Below are 26,239 nucleotides of genomic sequence, written 5' to 3'. Positions count from 1 at the left end.
CGGATCAGCGCGAAGCAAGGCGGTCGACAGCGGCGGCATAGCCTCGATGGCCATGCTCGAGCGTGCGTGCCACCCGTCCGGTGGTGGTCACGCTGACGCCGGTGCGCTCGTGGATCTCACGGTAGGGCACGCCCTGCTGCAGCAGCGGCACCACCTTCCAGCGGTCAGCCATGGCTTCCAGCTCGGCCGGCGTGCACAGGTCACGCAGGAAGGCGACTACCTGCTCCGGCTCGCGCAGCGCGGCAAAGGCCTGGGCCAGGGCGTCCAGATCGGCTTGCGGGTCTTTGGCGGCGATGTCGGGGCGGACTTTCACGGGCGGGGCTCTTGCATCAATGTAATAGCGTGTTAGTACATTAACGCATTCTTGCGCACCGCGTCAAAGGGACGGCCAGGGTCCGCCAGGCCCGTTCAGACAGCGGAAACGAAAACGCCCACCGTGCGGTGGGCGTTCGGATGCGGCAATGGCCAGGGCTTCGATCAGGGCAGGCAGCGGACCTCTGCCTGCAGCGCGCCGCGCCGCAGGCATTCACCGAACAGGCTGCCCTGCCGGCTGGGATGGGACTGCAGGTTCTGCAGCGCTCCTGCCCGGCCCGGGCACGCCCGCTCGGCAAGCGCCTGCAGGTCCTGCTCAAGCTGCGCTCGATCCATCACATGGCAGCGATCAGCCACCAGCTGGTAATACGCAGGGCCGATCCGGGTAATGCGCAACGCCGGATCGCTCTGGCAGCCCGCCAGCAGGAGCAGCATCAGCGCCCCTGCGGCGGCACGCGTCACGGCATGACCCGCGACTGCTCCAGTTCCACCTGCAGGGTGCTGGCCAGTTCATCACGGGAGACTTCGAACTGCTGCTCGCGCAGCAGGTCCTTCACCGCCACCACGCCGCGCGCCAGCTCGTCTTCGCCAGCCAGCACCACGAAACGGATACCGGCCTTGGCCGCGTACTGGAACTGCTTGCCGATCTTCTTCGGCTCCATCTGCACTTCGGTGTTGATGCCGCCGGCGCGCAGGCGGCGGGCGATGTCCAGCGACTGCGGCATGCCCTGCTCGTCCATCAGCGCCACCAGCGCTTGCACGCTGCTGGCCTCGATGCCCTCGATCAGGCCAGCTTCGCGCAGCTGCCAGAACAGGCGCGACAGGCCGATGGAAATGCCCACGCCCGGCAGCTTGGACTTGCTGTAGTGGCTGGCCAGGTCTTCATAACGGCCACCGGAACAGATCGACCCGATCTGCGGGTGGTCGGTCAGCGTGGTCTCGTACACCGTGCCGGTGTAGTAATCCAGGCCACGTGCAATGGAGAAGTTCAGGCAGTACGCGCTTTCCGGCACGCCCAGTGCCTGCACCAGCTGCAGTACTTCGCGCAGCTCGGCCACGCCGGCACGCAGGATCTCCGAGGAACCCGCACCGTCTTCCAGCGCTGCCAGCTGTGCCAGCGCATCGGCATGACCCTGCGAACGCACGGCGACGAAGGCCAGGATCTTCTCGACCTGTTCGGCCGGAATGCCGAAGCCCTCGCCCACCAGCGTCTCGCGCACGTAGTCGGGGCCACGCTTGTCCAGCTTGTCCACTTCGCGCAGCACTGCCAGCTGGCGTTCGCCCTCGGCCACGCCCAGGCTTTCGAAGAAGCCGCGCAGCAGCTTGCGGTTGTTCAACTGGATGCTGAAGTCACCGATGCGCAGTTCGGCGAACACCGCATGGATGACCGCCAGCACTTCGGCGTCGTAACGCACGCTCAGGCTGTCCTTGCCGATCACGTCGATGTCGCACTGGTAGAACTCGCGGAAGCGGCCGCGCTGGGCGCGCTCGCCGCGGTACACGCGCTGCATCTGGTAACGGCGGAACGGGAAGGTCAGCTCGTGTTCGTGTTCGGCCACGTAACGCGCCAGCGGCACGGTCAGGTCGAAGCGCAGCGCCATCTCCGGCAGCGAACGATCACCGGATTCAGCGGCGTTGGCCAGCGCGCCGGTGGACTGCACGAAATACACCTGGCGCTCGGTTTCGCCGCCGGACTTGGTCAGCAGCACATCGGACAGCTCGAACACTGGCGTCTCCACCGGCAGGAACCCGAAGCGCTCGTAGTTGCGGCGGATGACGTCCAGCATGCGCTGGAACGCAATCTGCTCGCGCGGCAGCAGTTCAAGGGTGCCGGGCGGGGTACGGGGCTTGATCACGGGCGGAGCTCCTGCGGAATCGGGGACGTGGGAGGGGGCGACATTCTAGCGCCCCGCATCGCTCAGCCGCAGATAAGGGGTCCAACGGCCGCTTGAAGTATCATAAAGCCCTCCCCCGCCCGCGATACGCCCACGCAACATGTCCCGGCCTTCCGGCGCTCCGCCCGCCACCAACGACCCCGCCGCGCCGTCCTGCGCCACGCTGGACTGCCTGCACTGCTCGGTACGCCACCTGGCGGTGTGCTCTGCGCTGTCGCCCGATGAGGTGCAGGCGCTGGAACAGGTGACCGTGTCGCAGCAGCTGGCGATGGGCAGCACTCTCGCCCGCAGCGGCGAAGAGCGCCAGCATGTCTATACATTGACCGGTGGCGCGCTGCGGCTGGTGCGCACGCTTGCCGATGGCCGTCGCCAGATCAATGGCTTCGTGCTGCCTGGCGATTACCTGGGCCTGAGCGGCAGCGACCACCATCGCTACGACATCGAGGCCATCGCCGACAGCCGCGTGTGCCGCGTTGCCCTGCCGCAGATGAAGGGCCTGCGCGCCCGCTATCCGCACCTGGAGCGCAAGCTGCTGCAGCGCGCCTGCCAGGAGCTGGACGCCGCACAGGATGCCGCGCTGGCGCTGGCACGCCTGCAACCGGCGGAAAAACTCGCTGATTTCCTGCTTCGCCTGGCCGCGCGCGAGGCCAAGCTGGGCGGAGATGGCCTGCGCGTCTCCCTGCCGATGGGCCGCGGCGACATCGCCGATCATCTGGGCCTGACGATGGAGACGGTCAGCCGCACCTTCACCAAGCTGCGCCAGCAGGGGTTGATCGCCCTGCCCCATCTGAACGTGGTTGAGATCCTCGACGAGGATGGCCTGCGCACGCTGGCCGGTGACGTGCTGGGCTGAGCGCCCGATTGGTGTCGGATTGCCGGCCAGCGGCCGGCACTACCCGTGATGCGTGCTTCTGGTAGTGCCGGCCGCTGGCCGGCAACCACGCAGGCGCCTCCATCAACGCAACAACACCTCACGCAATGCCGCGTAGTCCGCCGCCACTGGCTCGGCGTGCGCCGGACGCTGCAGCAATGCATCCAAGGCCGGCGGCACCGCCACGCCTTCGCCGATCAACGGTTCCACCACCGCCTCGAACTTGGCCGGGTGCGCGGTGGCAACCACCGCCCAGTCGCCCTTGGCGCCACCGGCGCGCAGATCCTGCAGCACCTTCACCGCCGTGGCCGTGTGCGGGCAGAACAGTTCACCGTCGCTGGCATGGGCGCTGGCGATGGTCGCGCGGATGGTCACGTCATCCACTGCGAAGGCGCGGAACGCCGCCCGCAGTTCGGCATCGTCGCCCTGGTACAGCCAGCGCAGCCGCTCGAAGTTGCTGGGCGCGCCGACATCCATGGCGTTGGCCACGGTCGCAACGCTGGCCGCTGGCTGGTACGGGTCGCCACTGAAATAGCGCGGCAGCACCGCGTTGGCGTTGGTGGCCAGCACGATCTGCCCGATCGGCACGCCAAGCGCGCGCGCCAGCACCGCCGCCATCGCATTGCCGAGGTTGCCGGTCGGCACCACCAGGTTCAAGCGCCGCTGATGCTGCGCATGGAGGCCCAACGCCGCGTGCGCGTAATAGCTCATCTGCGGCAGCAACCGGCCCAGGCTGATGCTGTTGGCGGAGCTCAGCGGCACCTGTGCCTGCAGATCGCGGTCCGCCAGCGCCTGCTTCACCATCGCCTGGCAATCGTCGAACGAACCGGCCACCCGCAGCGCCTGGATGTTGTCGCCAAAGCAGCCGAGCTGGTGCGCCTGTCGCGGCGACACCCGCCCATCGGGATACAGCACCACCACGCGTACACCGGGCTGCCGATGGAAGGCCGCCGCTACGGCTGCGCCGGTGTCACCGGAAGTCGCCACGACGATGGTCAGATCGCGGTCCCTGCCCGTCTGCAGCCGCGACAGCGTACCGGCAAGGAAACGCGCGCCGATGTCCTTGAACGCCGCCGTCGGCCCATGGAACAGCTCCAGCACATGGTCACCGCTGTTGCGCAGCGCGCGCAATGGCACGGGGAAATCGAAGGCTTCACGGCAGATCGATGGCAAGGCCTCGGCCAGCACATCACCTTCGAAGAAAGGTGCGAGCAGGTCAGCGGCGGTATCGGCCAGGCTGACGCCAGCCTGCAGGGCGCGCGGCGCCGGCAGCACCTCCGGTACGTACAGGCCGCCATCGGGGGCAAGGCCGGCGGCGATGGCCGCACTGAGTCCAACGGCCGGCGACTGGCCGCGGGTCGAAACGAATTGCATGAGGTCGATATCCGGTAGGGAGGAAGGATTCAGCACAAGCAGGCTCCGGGTGCATCCAGCGGCGAGATCCAGGCATCACTGTCGAAGCCGGCAGCGGCAAACGCCGCACGCACCGGCTGCGCTGCCGCGCGCGCCTGGTCGGCATCTTCAAACCAGGCAAAGACGCTGGGCCCGGCGCCGGAAATGCCCGCGCCCATTGCGCCGGCGGCCAGTGCAGCATCGCGTGCCGCGTCGAAGCCCCCGATCAGGCCCGCCCGCCGCGGTTCCACCAGCACATCGCGCAGGCCGGCGCGCACCAGCGAGGCATCGCTGCGATGGCAACCGCTCAACACCAGCGCCAGGTTGGAACTCTGGGCGACGAATTCGCCCAGCGCATAGCTGCCCTGCAGCGCCTGTCGTGCCCGCCGGGTCTCCAGCACCGCATGCGGATGCACCAGCAGGCTGTGCCAGCTGGCCGGTACCGGAATCGGCACCAGGCGATCAGCCGTGCACAGCGCCACGCCGCCCAGCAGCAGCGGGCCGACGTTGTCACCATGGCGGCCACCGCTGGCCACGGCTTCGCCATCCAGTGCGAACGGATACAGCGCTTCGCGCGACAGCGGCATGTCCAGCAGTGCATTGGCTGCCACCAGCGCTGCCACGCAGGAGGCCGCCGATCCGCCCATGCCGGAGCCGAACGGAATGCCCTTGTCGATCTCGATGGCAAAACCGAAGCCCAGCCCCAGCGCTGCACGCAGTGCGATCAGCGCGGCCCCTGCTGTATTGCCTGGCGCATCCAGCGGCAGTTCGACCGCACTGCCACGGATCGTATCGATCCGCACCAATGGTTCGTCGATGCGGCGCACGCTCACCGTATCGCCGATACCGGCGATGGCGTGGCCGAGGATGTCGAAGCCGACCGCCACGTTGGCCACAGATGCGGGTGCGAAAGCGCGTGCGATCACAGCCGCGCTCCTTCGCCGGCCGCCACCCGCAGCAGATCGGCGAACACGCCGGCCGCGGTGACTTCCGGGCCCGCGCCCGGGCCCTGCACCACCAGCGGGTTGTCGCAGTAGCGGCGGGTACGGAACTGCACCACGTTGTCGGTCAGCCGCAGGTTGGCGAACGCGTGGTCGGCCGGCAGCTCCTGCAGCCCGACCGACGCGCCATCCGGCCCCAGCCGCGCGACATAGCGCAGCACCGCACCGCGCTGGCGGGCATCGTGCAGCCGCGCCAGCAGCGCCTCATCGGAGGCACCCAGGCGGGCCATGAAATCGTCCACGCTTCCTTCGCGCAGCAACGCCGGCACCAGGCTCTCCACCTGCACCTGCTCCAGGCTGAGCGCGTGACCGGCCTCGCGGGCCAGGATCACCAGCTTGCGCGCAACATCCACGCCGGACAGATCGTCGCGCGGATCCGGCTCGGTGTAGCCCATCGAGCGTGCCTGCGCGACCAGTGCCGAGAACGGCTGGCTGCCGTCAAAACGATTGAACAGCCAGGCCAGCGTGCCGGAGAAGATGCCTTCGATCGCCAGCACTTCGTCTCCGGTATCCACCAGATCACGCAGCGTGGTGATCACCGGCAGGCCGGCACCCACCGTGGCTTCGTAGCGGAAGCGCGCACCACTGGCCGCCGCCGCCGCGCGGATGCGCTGGTAGCGTGCCAGCGGACCGGCGCCGGCCTGCTTGTTCGGGGTCACCACATGAATGCCGGCGGCCAGCCAGCCTTCATAGCGCTCGGCGACCTCGGCGCTGCCACTGCAGTCGATCACCACCGCGTGCGGCAGATGCGCGGCCAGCAGGTGCTCGGTGAAGTGGTCCAGATCGCTGGCCTGGCCGGCGTCCTGCAGCGCCTGGCGCCAGTCTTCATGCAGGCCATCGGCCTCCAGGCGCATGCGCGAGCGGGATGCAAGCGCGCGCAGGCGCAGATCGACATTGGCCTTGGCCAACAGCTGCGGGCGCGCCGCCAGCAGCTGATCCAGCAACGCAGCGCCAACATTGCCCGGACCGATCACCCCCACCGCGAACGTCTGCGGCGACAGCCAGAACCCGGCATGCGCGGCACGCAGCGCGCGGGTCGCATCGGCGCTTGCCACCGCCACCGAGATGTTGCGTTCGGAAGACCCCTGCGCGATCGCCAGGATGTTCACCTGCGCCCGGCCCAGCGATTCGAACAGCCGTGCGGCCACACCCGGCTGGCCCGCCATGCCATCGCCCACAGCGGCCAGCACGCTGACGCCCTCGCTGACCTGCACCCGCTGCACCTGGCCGGCAGCCAGTTCGTGCGAGAACGCCTGCACCACGGCATCGCGACCGCGCGCCGCTTCGCCTGCGCGGACAACACAGCAGATCGAATGTTCGGAAGAGCCCTGCGAAATCATCACCACCGAGACCTGTGCCTGGCGCAGCGCGGCGAACACCCGTTCGGCGGTACCCGGCACACCGATCAGGCCGGTGCCTTCCAGGTTCAGCAGGGCCAGATCCGTGCTCAGCGTCAGCCCTTTCACCGGGCCACGTGGCGAGCGCTCGGCGCTGATCCGCGTACCCGGATGGCTGGGCTGGAAGGTATTGCGGATGAAGATCGGCAGGCCCAGCCGGATCGCCGGTGACATCGTCTGCGGATGCACCACTTTCGCCCCGAAATAGGCCAGTTCGCAGGCCTCGTCGTAGCTCAGCGCGTGCAGTTGCACGGCCTCCGGCACCAGCCGCGGGTCGGCCGACAGCACGCCGTCGACGTCGGTCCAGATATGCAGCTCATCGGCGGCGAACAGGGCGGCGAAGATCGCGCCGGAGTAGTCACTGCCGTTGCGGCCCAGCGTGGTGACGCGGTCCTGGCGATCGCGGGCGACGAAACCGGTGGCGACCACGCGCGGCTGCGGGTGCTGCAGCCGCCACGCGGCAAGGCGCTCCGCACTGGCATCCCAGTCGACATCCACGCCCAGTTCGCCGTGGCCGACCACCAGCACATCGCGTGCATCCAGCACCGCGCAGTCCTCGCCCAGCGCGCGCAGGTGGGTGCCAAGCAACTGTGCGGAGAACACTTCGCCCAGGCCCTGCACGCGGTCGAGCACTTCGCGTGGCAGCTCGCCGATCACCGCCAGCGCGGCCAGCACCTCGGCCAACTGGTCGAAGCGTGCATCGATCCAGTCCACGGTATCGCCCACCTGCTCACCCAGCAGCGCTACCGCGGCACCCCGATGCCGCGCGCGCAGCGCATGCCACGCCTCCTGCCAGCCGGCATCGCCCTGGGCTGCCAGGTGTGCCAGTTCGATCAGCGCATCGGTAACCCCCTTCATGGCCGAGACCACGCTGACCTGCAACGACTCGGGGCGGGCCAGCAGCAGGCCGGCGACATGGCGATAGCGCTCGGCGTCGGCCACCGAGGTGCCGCCGAACTTGTGCACGACAGTGGACGGCGCGGCCAGTGCGGACGCGGCAGGCGAATGGGCGGGGGCGATGGAAGACATGCAGACCTCGGTTGGAGGCCCCGTCGCATGCAGGTGGTCGAGTTTCCCCGTCACCTGGATGGTGCGGGGCCGTTGTTTTCGGGAGTTACACGAAGACGACGGGCCGCACCAGGGCAGTGGTGACGGTGGTGGTGGTAATGGTGGTGGTGATGGCGACCGGCGCAGTCGAACGGCCCGCGGTAGCGGGGGCGATCAGGCGGGCGTTGGCGGCATCAAGGACCATGGCGTACAGAAAACACCGCCGCGATGGTCGCTGTCAAGTGTTGCGGCGCAATATTTCCTTGCGGCGATCATCGGCCAACGTGCCGGCATTTGGTTGCAACTGAGACCAAAAGGTGATCGTCGCCCTCAGTGCGTCGATTCAGCCGACATGTTCGGTTATTGCGCGCGGTGTGCGATGCGCATGCGCGCACAACAGCACCCCGCCCACCAGCAGCACGATCGCCAGCAGTTCCAGCAGGCTGGGCCAGCGCCGCTGCCAGGCGAAGGCGTACAGCAGTGCGAACAGGGTCTCGAACACGATCATCTGCCCGGTCAGGGTCAGCGGCAGCAGGCGACTGGCCCGGTTCCAGAACGCATTGCCGAGGATCGAGGCGACCACCGCCACGCCGGCGCTGATGGCCCAGAACCCACCCCATTGCGCCGCCGTATGCGCCTGGTTGTGTCCACTGAACGCCATCGGCACCAGCAGCAGCGACAACCCGCCGGTGGTGACGCCGGTCAGCAGTGACCAGTCGTGGCTGGAAAGGTCGGGCCGCCGCGACAGCCAGCGGCTGTTGCCGATGGAGTACAGCGCCCACGAGAACAACGCACCGAACGCGCACAGCAGGCCGATCAGGCGTTGCCGCCAGGGCGTACCCATATGCTCGGACATCAGCGCCTCCCAGCCGACCATCGCCACACCGAGCACGCACAGCGCCAGCGCCGGCAGCAGCTGCTTCAACGGCACCGCACCCTGCTCGCGCACGCCCACCAGGGTGACCACGACCGGAATCAGGCCGACAATCAACGAAGCAGCGGCGCCACCGGCCCACTGCACCGCCGTGGCCAACAGCAGGAAGTACACCAGGTTGCCGGCCAGGCTCAGCCACAACAGGCCGATCCACTCGGCGCGACCGAGCTTCGGCGCCAGCCGCTTCCAGCGCGGCAGCAGCAGGACCACGGCGATCAGGCCATAGATCAAGTAGCGGCCGGCGGAAAGCTGCAGGGCATTGAACGTGCCCAACACGGCGGGCGCGAGGAAGACCACGCCCCACAGCGCACCGGCGGCGATGCCATTGGCGATGCCCAGGGCAATCGGGTTGTTGCGCATTGCAGGTTCACAGCAAGAACGGACCGCGCAGTGTAAGCGGCCCCTTGCCGGCCGGTCTTGACCGAGGCTACTGGCGGTTCGCTTCCGCAGCGTCGGGCAGACGCCGCCGCCATGCCGCCGGCGTCTGCCCGCACTCGCGGCGCAGCGCACGGGTCATTGCACTCTGCTCGGAATACCCTGCGGCCAGTGCGATATCGCTGATCGATGCCGGGCTGACCCGCAACTGGTGCTTGGCCCAGCGCAGGCGGCTGGCACTGAGCCAGGCCTGCGGGCTGAGCCCGAACTCACGCCGGAACACCGCATGCAGGCGGCTTTCGCTGATGCCGACAAAGGCAGCCATGCGCGCTACCGACCACGCCTGCCCCGGCATCGCCTCGACCGCAGCGCACAGGCCCTGCAGGCGCGCACCACTACCGGCAGGCGCGAAGACCCGCAGCAGTTCCGGCAACAGCGCTGGCACAGGCCGGCCCGTCTGCACCTGGGCAAGCCGCTGCCGCAGCGACAGCGGGAGATGCAGCCAGCGCTGCCGGCGCAGGTGCTCCTGGGTCGCGTCATCGAGCACGCCCGGCCCGCAGTCGACAATCACGAAACCGTTGGGACCCTCGGCCATCTGGTCGTGCGCCTCGCCGGCGGCCACGAATGCGCCCTGCAGCAGGTCAAGACGGCCGCCCCTGCCCTCCATCTCGAACTGCAGCTCACCCTGCAGCGGCAGCACCCACTGCGCATAGCCGTGTCGATCCAGGCCGGTGGCCTGACCGTAGTGCCGTAGATGGAAGATGGCGCCCATTTGTCCAGTGTGCGCGTGCCACTGCCGGCCCGCAACGATGCCGGGCACCGGCGACCTTCGTGCCAGCACGCCGCGCATTGCCCAGCGCGGCCACGACGTGCTGGCGGTGTACCGGACCCACGCGCAGGATGCGGCCTCGCGCTACCCCTCCACGCCCAGGAAGGTGAAGGGCGCGCTGGGCACGAAGTGCTGCAGCGCATCCCCGGCAAACGTATTGCGCTGGTCACGACCGAGATCAAGCTTGAGCACCTTGCCGCCGAAATCGACCTTGGTCAGGTCGACCCAGAAGGTGTTGGGCGTCAGTGCCGACTCGAAGAAATACAGGCGCCGCTTGTGGTCGGCGACCGTGCGCCAGCGGGTGGACGAGATGTTGGGCTCGCCCGGCGTGGTGATGCCGAATGGTACCGACACGTTGCGGATCACGCTGAACACACTGGCCAGCGCCTCCACCGGATCTTCCGCTTTCGGAATCGCGTTGATGTAGAACGACGCGCGCGCGAAGCGGTCGGCCGAACGGTTGGTGCCCGGCAGCATCACCGTGCCACCGATCTGCTGCCAGTAGCTGTTCAACGCCAACTGCTGGTCGAAGATCGGCGAATTGGTCATCACCTGGTAGCGCCGATCGTGGTGGATCACCTGGCGCCCGCCGATGTACTCGACGATCGCGCTGTCACCGGTGGCGTCGGACAGCGACAGATGCAGCGTCGCCTGGCGGTCCTCGCCCGGCACCTTGTCGGTGACGATCGCGTACGGCTCGCGCTGCAGGGCGGTCACCGCTTCTTCCACCGTGGCGAAATTGTCCAGAACATACTGCGCCCACAATGAGATGGACAGGCCGGGCTTTCCGCTGCGCTGGGCCGGGTACTCCGACTCGACCAGCCACAGCAGGTTGGCGACCAGGCCCTTCTCGTTCATGCCATCGGTGGTGGAAATGTCATAGCCGGTGGCCACCACGCTGCCGTAGCGTGCAGTCCAGGCGATCGACCCCGGCCCCGCCTTTCCGGTGCGCGCGATGCCTCGCGGCAACACGTAGAGATTGGTGGCCACGTCCACTTTCCAGTCCATCGAGCGGGCGGTGATGACATCGCCGTTGTCGCCCAGATACACCGCGCGCGTGCACGCCATCGTCGGCGTTGCCGTCGTCGCCAGTGCCGCCGCCAGCAACGCGCCGCCTTTCCATTTCATCCGTGCCATATCGTCCTCCGTTCCCCGGGAAGGATGATCTCAACCCCGCGATGGTGAGACGGACGTGAAACCTCAGCGCAGCCAGCGATCATGCAGCCAGAAACCGGCGGCCATTGCTGGCACGAACCACAGGGCTTCGCGCGCGCCCACCGCCAACGCGGCCAGCGCCGGCCCCGGGCAATAGCCGACCCAGCCCCAGCCGATGCCGAACAGCGCCGCGCCCAGCAGCAACCGCGTGTCGACAGCCTGCGTCGTCGGCAGCTCGAAACGTTCGGCGCAGCATGGCCGCTGCCGCCGCCGCAGCCAGAAGTGACCCAGTGCGCTGACCAGCAGCGCCGACGCCAGCACCCAGGCCAGCGTGGGATCGAAGTCGCCAGCCACATCAAGGAACCCCAGCACGCGACGCGGGTCGGTCATGCCGGCCAGCGCGAGGCCGGCACCGAACAGGCCGCCGGCCACACCTGCCGCCCACAACCTGCGGCTCATGCCAGGCCTCCGCCGTGACGTAGCAGGAACGTGGTGAGCATCGCGCAGGCCATGAATACCAGCACCGCCACCAGCGATCGCCGCGATCCACGGGCGAGGCCACAGACACCGTGGCCGCTGGTGCAGCCGTTGCCCAGCCGCGTACCCAGGCCCACCAGGACGCCGGCGCCGATCAACTGCCAGGCCGGCAACGCGTCACGCAGCAAGGCGCGCGGTGGTTGTCCTGCACCCGCCTGCCAGCTCAGCACCGCTGCCGCCGCCAACATCAATCCGAACAGGAAGGCCCAGCGCCAACCACGATCCCCACGCGGTGCGGCCGCGGCGCCGGCAGCGATACCGCTGATGCCCGCCACCCGACCGAGCGTGGCCAGCAGCATCACCGCCGAGGCACCGATCAGGCCGCCGCCCGCCATTGCCGCCCATGGCAGGTTCATGCCCTGCCCCTCTGCGTCACGCGCATCGGCTTGCCCTTCAATTTAGATTAATCTAAATTAGATCCTTCTGAACTACCGGGTCAAGCCATGCCCCACATCAGCACCGACAGTGCCGCGATGGCCGCGCATGCCGCGCAGGCGGCTGCGCTGCTGAAATCGCTGGCACACCCGGCGCGACTGCGCGTGTTGTGTCGTCTGGTGGAGGGTGAAGCACCGGTGCCGGAACTGCAGGCCCTGACGGGCCTGAGCGCGTCGGCGCTGTCACAGCACTTGGCCGTGCTGCGCAATCTGGATGTAGTGGCAACGCGGCGGCAGGCACAGTCACTGCACTATCGGCTGCTGGAGGGTCCGGCGCTGGGGGTGCTGCAGGCACTGCACGCAGCGTACTGCGCGCCGCAGCGCTAGCGGTCAGCCCGCGCTGAGCACCGGCCGCACGACCTCGGCCAACAGATCCACCGCCGTAAGCACGACGCTGTCACCGTTCACCGAGCGGGCGAATCCCGACCAGTCGCCTGCGGAGAGCTTGCGCAGCAGCGCGGCATCGACCGGCAGCCCGCGCATTGCCCAGTACGGAAACTGGCGCTGGCCCAGCCGGCCACGCGCCAGCTCGACGATGTCGACGTGGCTGCCGGCCTGCAGGATGCGCTCATAGACCGAATCGATGCCATCCGGCGGGCCTTCGATGTACTGCAGGAAGCGCTCGCCGTCATGCAGCAGCACGCCCGTCACCCCTGCCATCTTGTTGAAGCGCGCGGCGTCATCGACCAGGGTCTGCAGACGTGCGGCAGACAGATCCGGCTTGGCCTGGCTGACATAGGCGATGGCACGCAGTGGCATGGGGCTTCCTTTGCAAGAGTGGTGCCACGGTACCAGTTGCGGACGAGCCCGTCTCAGTTCGCTCACGCGCCAGCTGAAGAATTCAGGAAACCGCCGGACTGCGCAAATCGGAACGACGAGGCAGCAGCGCCTCCAACACCACGTGCCCTGCTTCGTTGCGCGCGCTCAACTGGCCACCATGGGCACGCACGAACTGGTCCACGATGTACAGCCCCAGCCCTAGCCCGTTGCTCTGGTGGAAGCTGGCCTTGAAGGGTTCGAACAGGCGCGGCAGCAATGCCTCATCGACATGGCCGGTGTTGCGCACGCGCAGCGCGACCACCCGCGCATCGCCACCATCGACCTGCACCTGCACCGTCGCGTCAGCGCCGTGGGTGAGTGCGTTGCCGACCAGGTTGGCGACGATCTGCCCAAGGCGATCCATGTCGCCCTGCAGGCTCGAATCGCCACGGACGTCCAGCGCGATCCGATCGCTTCGATGGCCGGCACCGGCCTCGACCAGCACCGCACGCGTCACCTCGGCCAGGTCACAGACGCTGCTCTGCAGGCGCAGGCCACCGCTGCGGATCCGCGAGAAGTCCAGCAGCTGCTCGACCATGCGTGCCATCCGCAGCGTGCTGGCTTCCAGGTAGCTCAGTGTCTGCTGCGCACCGGCATTGTCGTCCGGCAGTTCCAGCGACAACTTGTCGGCACACAGCAGGATGGCCGACAGCGGCGTGCGCAGGTCGTGGGTGAGCACCGCGGCCATGGTCTCATTGAGCTTCAACGCGCGCTCCAGCGCTTCGTTGCGCGCCTTCAGCAACTGCCGCTGCTGGTAGAGCTCGATGAACACATTGACCTTGCTGAGGATCACCTGCGGTGCGACCGGCTTGTGCAGGAAATCCACCGCGCCGGTCTCGTAGCCCTTGAACACCCGCAGCGGATCATCCGGCGAGGCGGTCAGGAAGATGATCGGCACATCACGGCTGCGCTGCGAGCCACGCATCAGCTCGGCCAGCATGAAACCGTCGATCTCCGGCATGTGCACGTCCAGCAGCGCCAGCGCCACCTCATGCTCCAGCAGCAGCTCCAGCGCCTGCGCGCCAGAGTCCGCCAGCAACAGGTTGACGCCCTCGCGGCGCAGCAGCGCCTGCATGGCCACCAGGTTCTGCGGCACGTCATCGACGATCAGCAGGTTGACCGGCGCCTGCGACTGGGCAGGGTCCGGCGGCAGCAGGTTCATGCAAACAACTCCTTCAGGCGGCGGCACATCAGTTCAAGGGGCAGCACGGCGTCGGCGCCGGCATGCTGCAGGGCAGAGGCCGGCATCATCGATGCCTCGGCCTCCTCGGGGCATTGCAACCAGGCCTGGCCGCCAGCGGCGCGCACGGCGGCCACGCCATCGCTGCCATCGCTGCTGGCACCGGTCAGCAGGATCGCCAGCACACCCGTGCCGAACGCGGCCGCGGCCGATTCGAACAGCGGATCGATGGCCGGCCGCGAGAACAGCACTGGTTCGTCCATCGACAGTGCGATGGCCTGCGTGTCCTCCACCAGCAGGTGGTAGTCCGGCGGCGCGAACGTCACCGTTCCGGCCTGCAGGGGCTGCTTGTCCTCCGCTTCGCGCAGGGCCAACGTGCAGTACGGCGCCAGCACCTCGGCGATGCGGCTGGAACGGTCGCGCGGCAGGTGCAGCACCACCAGCACCGGCACCGGCAGCGTGGCCGGCAACGCACCCAGCACGATCTGCAGGGCGGCCACGCCACCGGCCGATGCGCCGATCACCACCACGTCAGGGTGGGACATCGCCGCCATCAGGCCACCTTCCGGTACAGGCGGTGCTCCCGCGAACAGGCTTCGAAGGCATCGTGATGGCGACCGAACTGCAGCGACTCCTTGCTGCCCAGGCCGAGGAAGCCGCGATGCACCAGGGCTTCGCGGAACAGCCCCACCGCCCGATCCTGCAGGTCGCGGTTGAAATAGATCAGCACGTTGCGGCACGAGACCAGGTGCACTTCCGAAAACACCGTGTCGGTGGCCAGGCTGTGGTCGGCAAACACCACGTTGCGGCGCAGCTGGCGGTCGAAGACCGCGCCGTCGTAGGCGGTGCTGTAATAGTCCGACAGCGACGCGGTGCCGCCGGCGGCAAGATAATTGCGGCTGAACTGGGCCAGGCGGTCGATGCCATAGGCGCCGGCTTCGGCCGAGGCCAGTGCAGCGGGGTTGATGTCGGTGGCGTAGACGATGCTGCGCTCAAGCAGGCCTTCCTCGTGCAGCAGGATTGCCAGCGACCACACTTCCTCGCCGGTACTGCAGCCGGCCACCCACAGCTTCACCGAGGGGTAGGTGCGCAGCACCGGTACCACCTGTTCGCGCATCTGCCGGAAATACTCCGGGTCACGGAACATCTCCGAGACCTGCACGGTGAAGAACTGCATCGCCTGGGCGAACAGTTCCGGCTCGTGCAGCAGCCGATGCTGCAGGTCCGACAGGCGCTCGCACTCGTAGCGCTGCATGGCCTGGCTGACGCGACGGCGCAGCGAGGACACCGCATAGCTGCGGAAGTCGTAGTGGTAGCGCTGGTACAGCGCTTCCAGCAGCACCTTCAGCTCCAGGTCGAACAGCGCCTGCTCGTTCATTGCCGCGAGCACCAGACCCGGCACAGCGATACCAGCTTGTCCACGTCGATGGGCTTGGCGATGTAGTCGTTGGCACCGGCCTGCAGGCAGCGCTCACGGTCATCGGGCATGGCCTTGGCGGTCAGCGCGATGATCGGCAGGTCCTGCAGGTGGCGCTGCGCGCGGATCTCGCGCATCGCCTGCAGGCCGTCCTTCTCCGGCATCATGATGTCCATCAGCACCAGGTCCACCTCGCGCTGGGCCAGGCGGTCGACGGCCTCCTGGCCGTTGCGGGCGATCTCCAGCGTCACTCCCAGCGGCTCGAGCACACTGGACAACGCGAAGATGTTGCGCACGTCGTCCTCGGCCAGCAGTACGGTGCGTCCATCGAGCACGGTGTCGCGGCGGCGCGCTTCGCGCAGCAGGCGCTGCTGGTCGCTGGGCAGGTTGGCCTCCACGCTGTGCAGGAACAGCGTCACCTCGTCGAGCAGGCGCTCGGGCGAGCGCGCGCCCTTGATGATGATGCTCTTGGAGTAGCGGCGCAGGCGCTGCTCTTCTTCGCGGCTGAGGGCACGGCCTGTATAGACGATGACCGGCGGGAAGCCGACATCGTCGTTGCCTGCCATGTGCTCGAGCAGGTCGTAGCCACTGCCGTCGGGCAGCGACAGGTCCATCACCATGCAGTCGAAGGTGACCGTGCTCAGCTGCTCCACCGCTGCGGCCAGCGTACCGACAGCGGCGATCTGCAGCTGATCGCGGCCCAGCAGCAGTTCCAGGTTGCGGCGCAGATCGTTGTCGTCCTCCACGATCAGCAGGCGCCGTACGTCGCGCTGGCTGGTCTGTTCAAGCTGTTCGATGGCAGCCACCAGGCGCTCGCGCGTGGTCGGCTTGATCGCAAAGCCGATCGCGCCCAGTTCGCGTGCCACCTGGCCGCGGTCCATGCCCGAGACCACATGCACCGGAATGTGCCGGGTGTCGGGGTTGCGCTTGAGCCGCTCGAGCACGGTCAGGCCCGAGACGTCGGGCAGGCCGATGTCCAGCAGGATGCCGTTGGGACGCAGGTCCGCCGCCAGCGCCAGCGCCTCTTCGGCGGTGGTGGCCACCACGCAGTCGAAATCAAGCTCGTGCGCCAGCGTCACCAGGGCTTCGGCGAAGACCGCATCGTCCTCCACGGCCAGGATCAAGCGCCCCGCATGGCTGCGCCGCCCACGGTCGTCGGCCACCGCTGCCACCGGCGCGGCACTGGACCGCTGGGCAGGCGGAGCCGGTACTACCGTCGCGGCAGTGGCCGGCTGCACGGGCACAACGGCATCCGCGGCGTTCTCATCCGCCGGCGCCCCCTGCAGCGGCAGTTCGAGAATGAAACAGCTGCCACGGCCCGGCTCGCTGTCCACCTGGATGTCGCCGCCCATGCGCACCGCAAGGTCGCGCGAAATCGACAGGCCCAGGCCAGTGCCACCGTAACGGCGGCGGGTGCTGCCATCGGCCTGGCGGAACGCTTCGAAAATCAGCTGCAGCTGGTCGCGTGCAATGCCGATGCCGCTGTCGGCCACTTCGAATCGGATCCGGCCATTGCCGCCGTTGCGGACATGCAGGCTCACCTTGCCGTGCTCGGTGAACTTGACCGCATTGGCCAACAGGTTCTTCAGGATCTGCTGCAGGCGCTGGCTGTCGGCCACCAGTTGGCTGGGGGCCAGGCCATCGGCCTCGATCTGCAGCGTCAGGCCCTTCTGCCGCGCCATCGGCTCGAAGGTTTCGCGCAGCCGCTGCAGTACGCTGTCGACCACCACCACTTCGTCGGCCAGTTCGACGTGCCCGGCTTCGATGCGCGACAGGTCCAGGATGTCGTTGATGAGCGCCAGCAGGTCATTGTTCGACGACAGGATGGCGCGGGCGTACTTGACCTGCTCCTCGCTGAGCGAGCCGTCCTTGTTGTCGGCCAGCAGCTTGGCCAGGATCAGCGAACTGTTCAGCGGGGTGCGCAGCTCGTGCGACATGTTGGCCAGGAACTCGGACTTGTAGCGCGAGGTAGCGGCCAGTTCATTGCTGTTGCGCACCAGCTGCCCCTGCGCGACCAGCAGCGCCTGCTTCTGCGCCTCCAGCTCGTGGGTGCGTTCTTCCAGCTGCACATTGCTCTGTTCCAGCTCGGCCTGCTGCTGTTCCAGATGCGTCTGCGACTGCATCAGGCTGCGGCTCTGCTCTTCCAGTTCCTCGTTGGCAACCCGCAGTTCTTCCTGCTGTGCCTGCAGTTCTTCGCCCTGGCGCTGCGACTCTTCCAGCAGCACCACCAGTTGTGCGCGCAGCATCGAGGTGCGCAGGGCCATGCCGATGGTCTCGGCGCAGCGCAGCAGCAGCTCGTCATCCAGCGCGCGCTGCTCACCGACAGCTGCCCGGCCCAGCTCGAGCACGCCCACGATCGCGCCGTCGCTGCTGACCGGGGCGAGGATCCGTTCACGCACGGGTACGCGCCCGAGGCTGGTCTGCAGCTCCAGCGGCGCCGCTTCGTCCCCCTGCAGATGCCGCGCCCGCTGGTCGCGGGCCACCTGGCCTGCCACCCCTTCCTGCAGGCCCAACGTGGCCGGGATGCCGTTCGGCAACGCCAGCCCACCGGTCAGCTGCAGGCGTCCGCCTTCCAGCCGGTAGAGCGCACCGACATCGGCACCCAGTTGGGTCGCCAGCGTCGACACCGCCGCTTCGGCGATCTGTTCCGGCCCGAGCTCACCGCGCAGGCTGAGCGCCACCGCGTTCTCCGCCTCCTGCAGCCACAGCGCACGCATCGCCTCGCGCCGCGCCTGGATGGCGCGCGAGGCGATGAGTGCGATCATCAGGAAAGCCGCGCCACCGATCGACCGGTTGACGAACGAGAAGGATGAATTGTTGCTGGCCGGCGCCACGTTGTAGCCCACCGCCAGCAGCACGCAGGCGCTGACGGCCACTACGAACGGCACGCGGGCACTGCGCTGGAACACAGTGACGCCGATGGCCATGAAATAGGCCAGCCACACCGCGTAGCCCAGGGGTACCACCAGTTCCAGCGCGGCCGTAACGGCCAGCAGCACCGCCGACGTCATCCAGATCCAGCGGTCACGCGTAGTCGCACCAGGACGCATGCAGGTCGGTTCCAGTTTGGAAAAGGGGACTGATGTTACTCCTTGTCGCATTCAGCCGCATACGACCAATGGCACAGGCGTCGCATGCACGCCCTCTTCACACTGCACTGCCTACGTTCTCGTGCCTGACAGAGGTAATACGCATTTCATCGTGGTCGCTGCCGCTTCGACGCCGTCCGTGTTGACGGACCCTACCCGACAGCTGCGATTGCTGATCGACAGCGTGCGCGACCATGCGCTGTACCTGCTCGATCCCGATGGCATCGTCTGCAGCTGGAACCCCGGCGCCGAACGCATCAAGGGCTATCGGTCGGAAGAAGTCATCGGCACCCACTTCGGCCGCTTCTACCTGCCGGTCGATCGCGATGCTGGAGAGCCGCAGCGCCTGCTGCGGCTGGCTGCGGAATGCGGGCAACATGCCGCCGAGGGTTGGCGGGTGCGCCGGGATGGGTCTCCGTTCCGTGCCAGCGTGGTCATCGAGTCGGTGGTCGAGAGCGGCGAGCTGGTGGGCTTCGTCAAGATCACCCGTGACATCACCGAACAGTGGCAGGCGCAACGGCTGCTGCGCGATGCGCAGCGGGCGCTGCGCCAGACCCAGCAGTTCGAGACGGTCGGCCAGCTCAGCCGCGGCCTTGCCCATGAGTTCAACAACCTGCTGACCACCATCGTCAATGCGCTGGACCTGCTGTCCGCGCGAATGGGCGATGACGAGCGTGCCAACGCCCTGCTGACCACCGCGCAGGCGGCCAGCGATCGTGGCGCGCTGCTGACCCGCCAGCTGCTGGCCTTCAGCACCGGGCAGACCCTCATCCGCGAAACGCTGGACATCAATGCGCGCATCCGCGAGTGGCTGCCGGCACTGCAGGCCGCCTGCCCTGCCGGCGTCACCCTGGAAACCGCACTGGCCGGCGGGTTGCCTGCGATACTCAGCGATACCGTGCAGCTGCAGACCGCGCTCGCCAACCTGGTCGGCAACGCTGCCGACGCCACGGTGGGTAGCGGCCGGGTATTGATCGCCACCGCGCTGGAGCACCGCATGGACCCCGACGCCGATACATCCCGGCAACGGACCTATGTAACGTTGAGCGTCTGCGATGAGGGCCACGGCATGGCCCCGGACATCGCCGAGCGCGCGACCGAACCTTTCTTCACCACCAAGGACATCGGCAAGGGCAGCGGCCTGGGCCTGAGCCAGGTGTTCGGATTCACCACCCAGAGCGGCGGCTTCGTAGACGTGTCCACCACGCCCGGTGTTGGCACCACGGTCAGCCTGCTGCTACCCGCCACAGAGGAACCCAACCCATGACCGATGATCCGATCCGCGTACTGATGGTGGAGGACCAGACCGATCTGCGCGAAATGATCGGCCTGGCCCTGCGCGACTTCGGCATCGACGTGGCTACCACGGCCGATGCGCAGGAAGCGGTCGCGCTGCTGCAGGGCGATACGCGTTTCGACGTGGTGTTCAGTGACATCAGCATGCCCAACGGCATGTCGGGCATCGAGCTGAGCGAGCACGTGGCACGCGACCAGCCGCAGGCGCGGATGATCCTTTCCTCCGGCTACGCGCGCTCGCAGTTGCCGCCGCTGCCCGAGCAGGTGGAATTCCTGCCCAAGCCTTACCGCCTGCGGCAGCTGGTGGAGCTGCTCAGGCAGGCGTGAGTCGCCGCCGCCTTGCCAGGCATGGCCTGGCACTACCGGGTATCGACCCCTGTGGGCCCGCCAGGCATGGCCTGGCGTTGCCCGGTCCTCAATAGCGACCCACCAGGTTCAGGTACCAGCCGCGGTGGGGGTACCGGCAGCCGGACCGTCCTTTCCTCCGGCAATTCGTCACGCATTGTCGGAGCCGGCGCGAGACGGCTGGTGGACGCGCACAGGAAAGCCGCCGGACCATCGGGCTACCGGAGACGATGGAAGGGAGAAGGAAATCGCGTCGCGCCTGGCGGCCACCGCACTTCTACCAGGGCACGAAAAGCAGGATCAGCACGATCGCCAGCAGCACGGCGGCGACGGTCAACAGCACGTTGCGCTGGCGCCAGGAAGGCTTGGGGGTGCCGGGGGTGTTCATGGGGGCGCTCCTTGGCAACCGATGGGGACGGCACCAGACTGCCGAGTCCGCTTGCAGCAGCGCGTGCACAGGATGTGCAGCGGGAGTGCAGAGCCCTGCCCTTTCCCGCTCAGGCTGTACGGCGGGCCATGAACAGCAGCTCAGGCGTGCAGGCGTCTTCGCTGGCGACGAAGCCGAGGTCGCGGTACAGCGCCACGGCCGCCTGATTGTCCCTATAGACCTTCAACGTCAGCTGCACCGATGCGGTGCGGCGAACGGCTTCGGCGCACAGTGCCGTCATCAACACCCGGCCAAGGCCACGGCCACGCGCCTGCGGCGACACGATGATGCGCCCAAGGTGCGTGTTGCCAGGTGTTGTCTGCCAATACTGGCCGAAGCCCAGGCAGGTGCCGTCTGCATCCTGCAGCGTCCAGCCTGGACGGGAAGGCAACGCCAATGCAGCGTCGAAGGCTTCGGCAGGCAAGGGAAAGGGAACACCGGGACCTGCCCAGCGCAGGGTCGCCCCAGGTGAGTCGAGCCAGCCGGCAACAACGGCAAAGTGCGAAGGCTGGACAGGCTGCAGGACGTAATCCATGGCGCCGGCGCTGTTGCGGGCGCGCGTCGATGCGCCCGACGTGGATGGTGACCCCGGCCCGATTCGAACGGGCGACCTTCCCCTTAGGAGGGGGACGCTCTATCCAGCTGAGCTACGGGGCCATGCAGCCGCCAAGTTTACAGGCAACGCACCCTGCCCTCCAAGCATTCATCTGCCACGCCACTACCACTGGCGCGGCGCACCATGGCCAATCCGGACGCTCTGCTACCATCGGCGGCTCAGTTCGTCGCGCCCCCACCTGCCCGCGACGGCGCCAAACACAACGTAACGAAACACAGGAGTCTGCATGTCTTCCGAGCTGCTCAAGTCCCTTGGTCTGGACGCGATCAACGCTGGCACCTACCTGGGCAACGGGGAGTGGTCGAGCGCTACCGGTGGTGAACTGATCACCCCGATCAATCCGACCACGGGCGAGCCGATCGCGCAGGTCCGCGCCACCACCGAAGCCGAGTACGAAACCGTCATCGCGCGCGCCCAGGAAGCCTTCAAGGTCTGGCGCACCACGCCGGCTCCGCGTCGCGGTGAAGCCGTGCGCCTGTGCGGCGAAGCGCTGCGCAAGCACAAGGATGCGCTGGGTTCGCTGGTTGCGCTGGAAATGGGCAAGAGCAAGCCTGAAGGCGACGGTGAAGTGCAGGAGATGATCGACATCGCCGACTTCGCCGTGGGCCAGAGCCGCATGCTGTACGGCTACACCATGCATTCCGAACGCCCCGGCCACCGCATGTACGAGCAGTACCAGCCGCTCGGCCTGGTCGGCATCATCAGCGCGTTCAACTTCCCGGTGGCGGTGTGGGCATGGAACTCGTTCCTGGCCACGATCTGCGGCGACATCTGCCTGTGGAAGCCATCCAACAAGACGCCGCTGACCGCCATCGCCTCGATGCGCATCTGCAATGAAGCGCTGCGCGATGCCGGTTTCCCGGACCTGTTCTTCCTGATCAACGACGCCGGCACCGCGCTGTCGGAAAAGATGGTGGCCGACAAGCGCGTGCCGCTGATCAGCTTCACCGGCTCGACCCAGGTCGGCCGCACGGTCGCCGAGAAGGTCGCCCACCGCCTTGGCCGCTGCCTGCTGGAACTGGGCGGCAACAACGCGATCATCCTCGACGAAACCGCCGACCTGAAGCTGGCCATTCCCGGCATCGTGTTCGGTGCGGTCGGCACCGCCGGCCAGCGCTGCACCACCACCCGCCGCCTGATCGTGCACGAATCCATCCATGACGACGTGCTGGCCACGCTGGTCAAGGCGTACAAGCAGGTGGAAGGCAAGATCGGCGATCCGACCGACCCGGCCAACCTGATGGGACCGCTCAACAGCGACGGTGCCGTGCAGCAGTTCCTGGCCTCCATCGAAAAGGCCAAGGCCAGCGGCGGCACCATCGAAACCGGCGGCACGCGCATCGACCGCCCCGGCAACTTCGTGCTGCCGGCCATCGTCACCGGCCTGAAGAACAGCGATGAAGTGGTGCAGCACGAGACCTTCGCGCCGATCCTGTACGTGATGAAGTACAGCACGCTGGAGGAAGCCATCGACATGCAGAACGGCGTGCCGCAGGGCCTGTCCTCGTCGATCTTCACCACCAACCTGAAGACCGCCGAGCGCTTCCTGTCGGCGGCCGGTTCGGACTGCGGCATCGCCAACGTCAACATCGGCACCTCGGGCGCGGAAATCGGTGGCGCCTTCGGTGGCGAGAAGGACACCGGCGGTGGTCGCGAGTCCGGTTCGGATGCATGGAAGGTCTACATGCGCCGCCAGACCAACACCATCAACTATTCGGATTCGCTGCCGCTGGCCCAGGGCATCAAGTTCGACCTGTGATGGCGGAGAGCGCCTCCCTGCGCGACGGCCGGCCGGTGATCGATTTCACCGGCCGCCGGGTGCTGATCGCCGGTGGCAGCAAGGGCATCGGCCGCGAACTGGCGCTGGCCTTCGCCCGCGCCGGTGCGCAGGTCTCGGCCTGCGCCCGCGGGCAGGCGGGGCTGGAGGCTCTGCAGGCCGATGCGCAGGCCCAGGGCACGCAGCTGCACACCTTCGCCACCGATCTGGGCGACCTCGGCCGCATCGGCGCCTGGCTGCACGCCGCTGCCGACGCGCTCGGCGGCATCGATGTGCTGGTCAACAACGCCACCGGCTACGGCATGGCCGATGACGAAGACGGCTGGGCGGCCAGCCTGCAGATCGACCTGATGGCGGCAGTCCGCGCCTCGCGCCTTGCGCTGCCGTGGCTGCGCGCCTCGTCCGACGCCTGCATCCTCAACCTGTCCTCGATCGCCGCGCAGCAACCGCGTCCCGGCGGCGCACCGTATGCGGCGGCCAAGGCCGCGCTGTCGCACTACACGACGTCGCAGGCCCTGGCGCTGGCACCGGACCGGATCCGGGTCAACGCCATCGCACCGGGCTCGATCGAATTTGCCGATGGCCTCTGGGATCGACGTCGTGTCGAAGATCCCGCCCTGTACCACGGCACCCTGGCGAAGATTCCGTTCGGCCGCTTCGGGCAGCCGCGCGAGATCGCCGATGCCGCGCTGTTCCTGTGTTCGCCGCTGGCGCGCTGGATCACCGGCCACGTGCTCAATGTCGATGGCGGCCAGGTGCTGATGGGCTAGCGCCGATCCCTCGGTAGCGGCCAACCTCGGTTGGCGCCGCATTCGTCGACCAAGGTCGACGCCTGCCAAAGCCACCCCGCGCTCGGCTCCGATGGCTGCCTACCTTGCCTGGCAGCCTTGCATTGGCCGGACCATGGGATTGCCGGGGCAGACGCACTATCATGTCGGCACTGCCACGGAGGACTCGATGAGCGTGCCACCCCGACAGAGCAACGCCCTGGCCGTGGTCAGCCTGATCGCGGGCATCTGCAGCTGGACCGTGCTGCCGGGTGTCGCCGCCCTTGTTGCCATCATCACCGGGCACCTGGCCCGCGCCGAGATCCGCCGCCGCGCCGGCGAACAGGACGGCGATGGCATGGCCCTGGCCGGGTTGATCATGGGTTGGCTCAACATCCTCGCTGCGGTGGGCCTGGTGGCCATCCTGATCTTCGCGATGGTGGCCGCCGGCGCCGACGCCAAACCTGGACTGCGCTGGTGAAAGCACGATGACCTCCGCCGACAGCACTGAACGCTTCAGCAGCCGCGTCGCGGACTATGTCCGCTACCGCCCGGACTATCCGCCTGCCCTGATGGACTGGCTGCATGGCTCCATGGCCGTGGCAACCAGCGCGCGTGTCGCTGACATCGGCGCCGGCACCGGCATCTCCAGCCGGCAGTTCCTGGCCGCCGGCCATCCACTGGTCGCCGTCGAACCCAACGCGGCGATGCGCGCCGCCGCCGAGCACTGGCTGGCGCCGCAGTATCCGCAGTTCTCCGCCGTCGATGGCCGCGCCGAGGCCACCGGGCTGGCCGATGCCAGCGTTGATCTGGTCGGCGCCGCGCAGGCCTTCCACTGGTTCGACACCGTGGCCGTGCGCGCCGAGTGGCAGCGCATCCTGCGCCCGGGCGGGCTGGCGCTGATCTACTGGAATTCGCGCCTGCTCGATGCCAGCCCGTTCCTGGTCGGCTACGAACAACTGCTGCTGGACTACGGCACCGACTACACCGCCGTGGCCGAACGCTACCAGGACGACGCCACCATGCAGGCCTGGTTCGGCTCCGGCCTGCGCGGCATGGTGCAGCTGCCGAACGTGCAGCACCTGGACCTGGACGCCCTGCGCGGGCGCCTGCTGTCTTCTTCCTACGCGCCGCAGCCCGGCCATCCGCGCCACGCGCCGATGCTGGCTGCGCTGCAGGACCTGTTCGCCGCCCACGCGGTCGACGGCCAGGTCGCTTTTGAATATCGAACCCGAGCCTTCCTCGGCACGCTGGACTGAAACCAACGCATGTATTCGCTTGCCCGCCCCTTCCTGTTCTCGCTCGACGCCGAACGCGCCCACGGTCTCGGCCTGTCCGCTCTGGACCTGGCCTATCGCACCGGCACCACGCCGCTGGTGGCCGCACGCATCGCGCCGATGCCCAGCACGGTGTTCGGGCTGACGTTCCCCAATCCGGTCGGCCTTGCTGCCGGCCTGGACAAGAATGGCGAGCACATCGATGCACTGTTCGCGCTGGGCTTCGGCTTCGTGGAGATCGGCACGATCACGCCGCGAGCGCAGGCCGGCAACCCCAAGCCGCGCCTGTTCCGGCTGCCGGCGCACAACGCGATCATCAACCGCATGGGCTTCAACAATGCCGGCGTGGATGCGCTGGTGCGCAACGTCGAACGCGCGCGCAACCGGCGCGGCCTGCTCGGCATCAACATCGGCAAGAACAAGGACACCCCCAACGAACAGGCCGCCGATGACTACATCGCCTGCATGGACAAGGTGTACCCGCTGGCCGACTACATCACCGTCAACATTTCCTCGCCCAACACGGCCGGCCTGCGCGAGCTGCAGGAAGAGACCGCGCTGCGGCAGCTGGTCAGCCAGCTGCGTGAGCGCCAGGAAGCACTGGCCGCGCAGCATGGCCGGCGCGTGCCGATGCTGGTGAAGGTGGCCCCGGACCTCAGCGAGCGCGACATCGACGCCGCCGCGCGCGTACTTGGCGAACTGCAGGTGGACGGCGTGATCGCCACCAACACCACCATCGACCACAGCCGGGTTGCCGGCGATCCGCTGGCCAATGAAGCCGGCGGGCTGTCCGGCGCACCGGTGCTGGAACAGTCCACCCTGGTACTGCGCCGCCTGCGTGCACGCCTGCCCGAATCGGTGCCGCTGGTCGGTGTCGGCGGCATCCTGTCCGGTGCCGACGCCGTGGCCAAGATGGCCGCCGGTGCGGCGCTGGTGCAGTGCTACAGCGGCCTGATCTTCAAGGGCCCGGCATTGGTGGCCGACTGCGTGGAGGCGATCCGCCGCCGACGCGAGGCGCCCAGCCGCGGCGCGGTGGCACCCCTGTGAGCA

Annotated in this window: 27 protein-coding genes and 1 tRNA gene; 9 read left to right on the top strand and 19 right to left on the bottom strand. The window is 67.9% G+C overall.

Going from position 1 to position 26,239, the window contains the following annotated elements; genetic code table 11:
* Window positions 1-4: 4 nt before the first annotated feature.
* The 3 genes from ACUXVE_RS14260 to hisS all read right to left on the bottom strand — a co-directional run bounded on the left by ACUXVE_RS14260 (window position 5) and on the right by hisS (window position 2,168).
* A complete protein-coding gene (locus ACUXVE_RS14260) occupies window positions 5-313 on the bottom strand; it encodes a YerC/YecD family TrpR-related protein (RefSeq protein ID WP_108266359.1) in 309 nt (102 codons plus the stop codon).
* Window positions 314-477: 164 nt separating this feature from the next.
* Window positions 478-747 (bottom strand): hypothetical protein, encoded by a 270-nt coding sequence (locus ACUXVE_RS14255; protein ID WP_445514645.1) that lies wholly within the window; start codon window positions 745-747, stop codon window positions 478-480.
* Between the two features lie 23 nt (window positions 748-770).
* Window positions 771-2,168 carry a histidine--tRNA ligase gene (gene hisS / locus ACUXVE_RS14250; RefSeq protein ID WP_025874842.1) on the bottom strand — a complete coding sequence of 466 codons (1,398 nt, stop codon included), beginning with the start codon at window positions 2,166-2,168 and terminating at the stop codon, window positions 771-773.
* A gap of 139 nt (window positions 2,169-2,307) precedes the next feature.
* Between hisS and ACUXVE_RS14245 the strand changes: the two genes are divergently transcribed.
* Window positions 2,308-3,060, top strand: a complete 753-nt coding sequence (locus ACUXVE_RS14245; RefSeq protein ID WP_093819687.1) for a Crp/Fnr family transcriptional regulator — start codon at window positions 2,308-2,310, stop codon at window positions 3,058-3,060.
* Window positions 3,061-3,162: 102 nt separating this feature from the next.
* Here the strand turns inward: ACUXVE_RS14245 and thrC are convergent, their stop codons facing one another.
* The 9 genes from thrC to ACUXVE_RS14200 form a co-directional block, all read right to left on the bottom strand.
* Window positions 3,163-4,452: a threonine synthase gene (thrC, locus tag ACUXVE_RS14240; protein ID WP_445514644.1), complete on the bottom strand. Its 1,290-nt coding sequence runs from the start codon at window positions 4,450-4,452 to the stop codon at window positions 3,163-3,165.
* A gap of 29 nt (window positions 4,453-4,481) precedes the next feature.
* Window positions 4,482-5,396, bottom strand: a complete 915-nt coding sequence (locus tag ACUXVE_RS14235) for a homoserine kinase (protein WP_222389798.1) — start codon at window positions 5,394-5,396, stop codon at window positions 4,482-4,484.
* Window positions 5,393-7,897 (bottom strand): bifunctional aspartate kinase/homoserine dehydrogenase I, encoded by a 2,505-nt coding sequence (gene thrA / locus ACUXVE_RS14230; RefSeq protein ID WP_093819693.1) that lies wholly within the window; start codon window positions 7,895-7,897, stop codon window positions 5,393-5,395. Before thrA ends, ACUXVE_RS14235 begins: the two co-directional genes overlap by 4 nt.
* Window positions 7,898-7,982: 85 nt before the next feature.
* Window positions 7,983-8,120 (bottom strand): hypothetical protein, encoded by a 138-nt coding sequence (locus ACUXVE_RS14225; RefSeq protein WP_164745120.1) that lies wholly within the window; start codon window positions 8,118-8,120, stop codon window positions 7,983-7,985.
* 138 nt (window positions 8,121-8,258) lie between these two features.
* Window positions 8,259-9,209, bottom strand: a complete 951-nt coding sequence (locus ACUXVE_RS14220) for a DMT family transporter (protein ID WP_445514643.1) — start codon at window positions 9,207-9,209, stop codon at window positions 8,259-8,261.
* Window positions 9,210-9,276: 67 nt separating this feature from the next.
* The gene (locus ACUXVE_RS14215) at window positions 9,277-9,996 is read right to left on the bottom strand and encodes a helix-turn-helix domain-containing protein (protein ID WP_445514642.1); all 720 of its coding nucleotides are present in this window, start codon (window positions 9,994-9,996) and stop codon (window positions 9,277-9,279) included.
* Between the two features lie 141 nt (window positions 9,997-10,137).
* Entirely contained in the window at window positions 10,138-11,190 is a 1,053-nt protein-coding gene (locus ACUXVE_RS14210; protein ID WP_445514641.1) for a linear amide C-N hydrolase, read from the bottom strand.
* Between the two features lie 63 nt (window positions 11,191-11,253).
* Complete coding sequence (locus ACUXVE_RS14205; protein ID WP_093819701.1) at window positions 11,254-11,667, bottom strand: DUF6691 family protein; 414 nt, start codon at window positions 11,665-11,667, stop codon at window positions 11,254-11,256.
* Window positions 11,664-12,101, bottom strand: coding sequence for a YeeE/YedE family protein (locus ACUXVE_RS14200; RefSeq protein WP_093819703.1), 438 nt, complete (start codon window positions 12,099-12,101; stop codon window positions 11,664-11,666). The genes ACUXVE_RS14205 and ACUXVE_RS14200 overlap by 4 nt, the downstream gene beginning before the upstream one ends.
* 87 nt (window positions 12,102-12,188) lie before the next feature.
* On the opposite strand from ACUXVE_RS14200, the gene ACUXVE_RS14195 reads away from it, so the two are divergent.
* Window positions 12,189-12,506 carry an ArsR/SmtB family transcription factor gene (locus ACUXVE_RS14195; RefSeq protein ID WP_093819705.1) on the top strand — a complete coding sequence of 106 codons (318 nt, stop codon included), beginning with the start codon at window positions 12,189-12,191 and terminating at the stop codon, window positions 12,504-12,506.
* A 3-nt stretch (window positions 12,507-12,509) separates the two neighbouring features.
* On the opposite strand, the gene ACUXVE_RS14190 is transcribed toward ACUXVE_RS14195, so the two are convergent.
* The 5 genes from ACUXVE_RS14190 to ACUXVE_RS14170 all read right to left on the bottom strand — a co-directional run bounded on the left by ACUXVE_RS14190 (window position 12,510) and on the right by ACUXVE_RS14170 (window position 18,645).
* The gene (locus ACUXVE_RS14190) at window positions 12,510-12,938 is read right to left on the bottom strand and encodes a BLUF domain-containing protein (protein ID WP_445514640.1); all 429 of its coding nucleotides are present in this window, start codon (window positions 12,936-12,938) and stop codon (window positions 12,510-12,512) included.
* An 82-nt stretch (window positions 12,939-13,020) separates the two neighbouring features.
* Window positions 13,021-14,160 carry a hybrid sensor histidine kinase/response regulator gene (locus tag ACUXVE_RS14185; RefSeq protein ID WP_093819708.1) on the bottom strand — a complete coding sequence of 380 codons (1,140 nt, stop codon included), beginning with the start codon at window positions 14,158-14,160 and terminating at the stop codon, window positions 13,021-13,023.
* A complete protein-coding gene (locus ACUXVE_RS14180; RefSeq protein WP_033830960.1) occupies window positions 14,157-14,732 on the bottom strand; it encodes a chemotaxis protein CheB in 576 nt (191 codons plus the stop codon). Before ACUXVE_RS14180 ends, ACUXVE_RS14185 begins: the two co-directional genes overlap by 4 nt.
* Window positions 14,732-15,556, bottom strand: a complete 825-nt coding sequence (locus ACUXVE_RS14175; RefSeq protein WP_093819712.1) for a CheR family methyltransferase — start codon at window positions 15,554-15,556, stop codon at window positions 14,732-14,734. Before ACUXVE_RS14175 ends, ACUXVE_RS14180 begins: the two co-directional genes overlap by 1 nt.
* Entirely contained in the window at window positions 15,553-18,645 is a 3,093-nt protein-coding gene (locus ACUXVE_RS14170; protein ID WP_445514639.1) for a response regulator, read from the bottom strand. The genes ACUXVE_RS14175 and ACUXVE_RS14170 overlap by 4 nt, the downstream gene beginning before the upstream one ends.
* A gap of 151 nt (window positions 18,646-18,796) precedes the next feature.
* On the opposite strand from ACUXVE_RS14170, the gene ACUXVE_RS14165 reads away from it, so the two are divergent.
* The gene (locus tag ACUXVE_RS14165; RefSeq protein WP_445514638.1) at window positions 18,797-19,951 is read left to right on the top strand and encodes a two-component system sensor histidine kinase NtrB; all 1,155 of its coding nucleotides are present in this window, start codon (window positions 18,797-18,799) and stop codon (window positions 19,949-19,951) included.
* A complete protein-coding gene (locus ACUXVE_RS14160; RefSeq protein ID WP_025874874.1) occupies window positions 19,948-20,307 on the top strand; it encodes a response regulator in 360 nt (119 codons plus the stop codon). Before ACUXVE_RS14165 ends, ACUXVE_RS14160 begins: the two co-directional genes overlap by 4 nt.
* Window positions 20,308-20,822: 515 nt before the next feature.
* Here ACUXVE_RS14160 and ACUXVE_RS14155 read toward each other — a convergent pair.
* On the bottom strand, window positions 20,823-21,287 hold the full coding sequence (locus tag ACUXVE_RS14155; RefSeq protein WP_445514637.1) for a GNAT family N-acetyltransferase: 465 nt from the start codon (window positions 21,285-21,287) through the stop codon (window positions 20,823-20,825).
* Window positions 21,288-21,332: 45 nt separating this feature from the next.
* Window positions 21,333-21,409: transfer RNA gene (locus tag ACUXVE_RS14150), tRNA-Arg, on the bottom strand.
* A 185-nt stretch (window positions 21,410-21,594) separates the two neighbouring features.
* Here ACUXVE_RS14150 and amaB point away from each other — a divergent pair.
* The 5 genes from amaB (at window position 21,595) to ACUXVE_RS14125 (ending at window position 26,236) form a co-directional block, all read left to right on the top strand.
* Window positions 21,595-23,127 carry an L-piperidine-6-carboxylate dehydrogenase gene (amaB, locus tag ACUXVE_RS14145; protein ID WP_445514636.1) on the top strand — a complete coding sequence of 511 codons (1,533 nt, stop codon included), beginning with the start codon at window positions 21,595-21,597 and terminating at the stop codon, window positions 23,125-23,127.
* On the top strand, window positions 23,127-23,915 hold the full coding sequence (locus tag ACUXVE_RS14140) for an SDR family NAD(P)-dependent oxidoreductase (protein WP_445514635.1): 789 nt from the start codon (window positions 23,127-23,129) through the stop codon (window positions 23,913-23,915). The genes amaB and ACUXVE_RS14140 overlap by 1 nt, the downstream gene beginning before the upstream one ends.
* A 187-nt stretch (window positions 23,916-24,102) precedes the next feature.
* The gene (locus ACUXVE_RS14135; protein WP_025874887.1) at window positions 24,103-24,393 is read left to right on the top strand and encodes a DUF4190 domain-containing protein; all 291 of its coding nucleotides are present in this window, start codon (window positions 24,103-24,105) and stop codon (window positions 24,391-24,393) included.
* A 7-nt stretch (window positions 24,394-24,400) separates the two neighbouring features.
* Window positions 24,401-25,171: a class I SAM-dependent methyltransferase gene (locus tag ACUXVE_RS14130; RefSeq protein ID WP_099783791.1), complete on the top strand. Its 771-nt coding sequence runs from the start codon at window positions 24,401-24,403 to the stop codon at window positions 25,169-25,171.
* A gap of 9 nt (window positions 25,172-25,180) precedes the next feature.
* Complete coding sequence (locus tag ACUXVE_RS14125; RefSeq protein ID WP_032976098.1) at window positions 25,181-26,236, top strand: quinone-dependent dihydroorotate dehydrogenase; 1,056 nt, start codon at window positions 25,181-25,183, stop codon at window positions 26,234-26,236.
* Window positions 26,237-26,239: the final 3 nt, after the last annotated feature.

The sequence above is a fragment of the Stenotrophomonas sp. 3(2025) genome, assembly GCF_052665395.1.
This window is presented reverse-complemented; position numbering and strand designations above follow the sequence as displayed.

What these genes read in the sequence shown, in the direction of transcription:
- ACUXVE_RS14255 (WP_445514645.1), bottom strand. Translation starts at nt 747, where the DNA reads ATGCTGCTCCTGCTGGCGGGCTGCCAGAGCGATCCGGCGTTGCGCATT.
- ACUXVE_RS14245 (WP_093819687.1), top strand. Translation starts at nt 2,308, where the DNA reads ATGTCCCGGCCTTCCGGCGCTCCGCCCGCCACCAACGACCCCGCCGCG.
- thrC (WP_445514644.1), bottom strand. Translation starts at nt 4,452, where the DNA reads ATGCAATTCGTTTCGACCCGCGGCCAGTCGCCGGCCGTTGGACTCAGT.
- thrA (WP_093819693.1), bottom strand. Translation starts at nt 7,897, where the DNA reads ATGTCTTCCATCGCCCCCGCCCATTCGCCTGCCGCGTCCGCACTGGCC.
- ACUXVE_RS14225 (WP_164745120.1), bottom strand. Translation starts at nt 8,120, where the DNA reads ATGGTCCTTGATGCCGCCAACGCCCGCCTGATCGCCCCCGCTACCGCG.
- ACUXVE_RS14220 (WP_445514643.1), bottom strand. Translation starts at nt 9,209, where the DNA reads ATGCGCAACAACCCGATTGCCCTGGGCATCGCCAATGGCATCGCCGCC.
- ACUXVE_RS14215 (WP_445514642.1), bottom strand. Translation starts at nt 9,996, where the DNA reads ATGGGCGCCATCTTCCATCTACGGCACTACGGTCAGGCCACCGGCCTG.
- ACUXVE_RS14210 (WP_445514641.1), bottom strand. Translation starts at nt 11,190, where the DNA reads ATGGCACGGATGAAATGGAAAGGCGGCGCGTTGCTGGCGGCGGCACTG.
- ACUXVE_RS14205 (WP_093819701.1), bottom strand. Translation starts at nt 11,667, where the DNA reads ATGAGCCGCAGGTTGTGGGCGGCAGGTGTGGCCGGCGGCCTGTTCGGT.
- ACUXVE_RS14200 (WP_093819703.1), bottom strand. Translation starts at nt 12,101, where the DNA reads ATGAACCTGCCATGGGCGGCAATGGCGGGCGGCGGCCTGATCGGTGCC.
- ACUXVE_RS14195 (WP_093819705.1), top strand. Translation starts at nt 12,189, where the DNA reads ATGCCCCACATCAGCACCGACAGTGCCGCGATGGCCGCGCATGCCGCG.
- ACUXVE_RS14190 (WP_445514640.1), bottom strand. Translation starts at nt 12,938, where the DNA reads ATGCCACTGCGTGCCATCGCCTATGTCAGCCAGGCCAAGCCGGATCTG.
- ACUXVE_RS14185 (WP_093819708.1), bottom strand. Translation starts at nt 14,160, where the DNA reads ATGAACCTGCTGCCGCCGGACCCTGCCCAGTCGCAGGCGCCGGTCAAC.
- ACUXVE_RS14180 (WP_033830960.1), bottom strand. Translation starts at nt 14,732, where the DNA reads ATGGCGGCGATGTCCCACCCTGACGTGGTGGTGATCGGCGCATCGGCC.
- ACUXVE_RS14175 (WP_093819712.1), bottom strand. Translation starts at nt 15,556, where the DNA reads ATGAACGAGCAGGCGCTGTTCGACCTGGAGCTGAAGGTGCTGCTGGAA.
- ACUXVE_RS14170 (WP_445514639.1), bottom strand. Translation starts at nt 18,645, where the DNA reads ATGCGTCCTGGTGCGACTACGCGTGACCGCTGGATCTGGATGACGTCG.
- ACUXVE_RS14160 (WP_025874874.1), top strand. Translation starts at nt 19,948, where the DNA reads ATGACCGATGATCCGATCCGCGTACTGATGGTGGAGGACCAGACCGAT.
- ACUXVE_RS14155 (WP_445514637.1), bottom strand. Translation starts at nt 21,287, where the DNA reads ATGGATTACGTCCTGCAGCCTGTCCAGCCTTCGCACTTTGCCGTTGTT.
- amaB (WP_445514636.1), top strand. Translation starts at nt 21,595, where the DNA reads ATGTCTTCCGAGCTGCTCAAGTCCCTTGGTCTGGACGCGATCAACGCT.
- ACUXVE_RS14140 (WP_445514635.1), top strand. Translation starts at nt 23,127, where the DNA reads ATGGCGGAGAGCGCCTCCCTGCGCGACGGCCGGCCGGTGATCGATTTC.
- ACUXVE_RS14135 (WP_025874887.1), top strand. Translation starts at nt 24,103, where the DNA reads ATGAGCGTGCCACCCCGACAGAGCAACGCCCTGGCCGTGGTCAGCCTG.
- ACUXVE_RS14130 (WP_099783791.1), top strand. Translation starts at nt 24,401, where the DNA reads ATGACCTCCGCCGACAGCACTGAACGCTTCAGCAGCCGCGTCGCGGAC.
- ACUXVE_RS14125 (WP_032976098.1), top strand. Translation starts at nt 25,181, where the DNA reads ATGTATTCGCTTGCCCGCCCCTTCCTGTTCTCGCTCGACGCCGAACGC.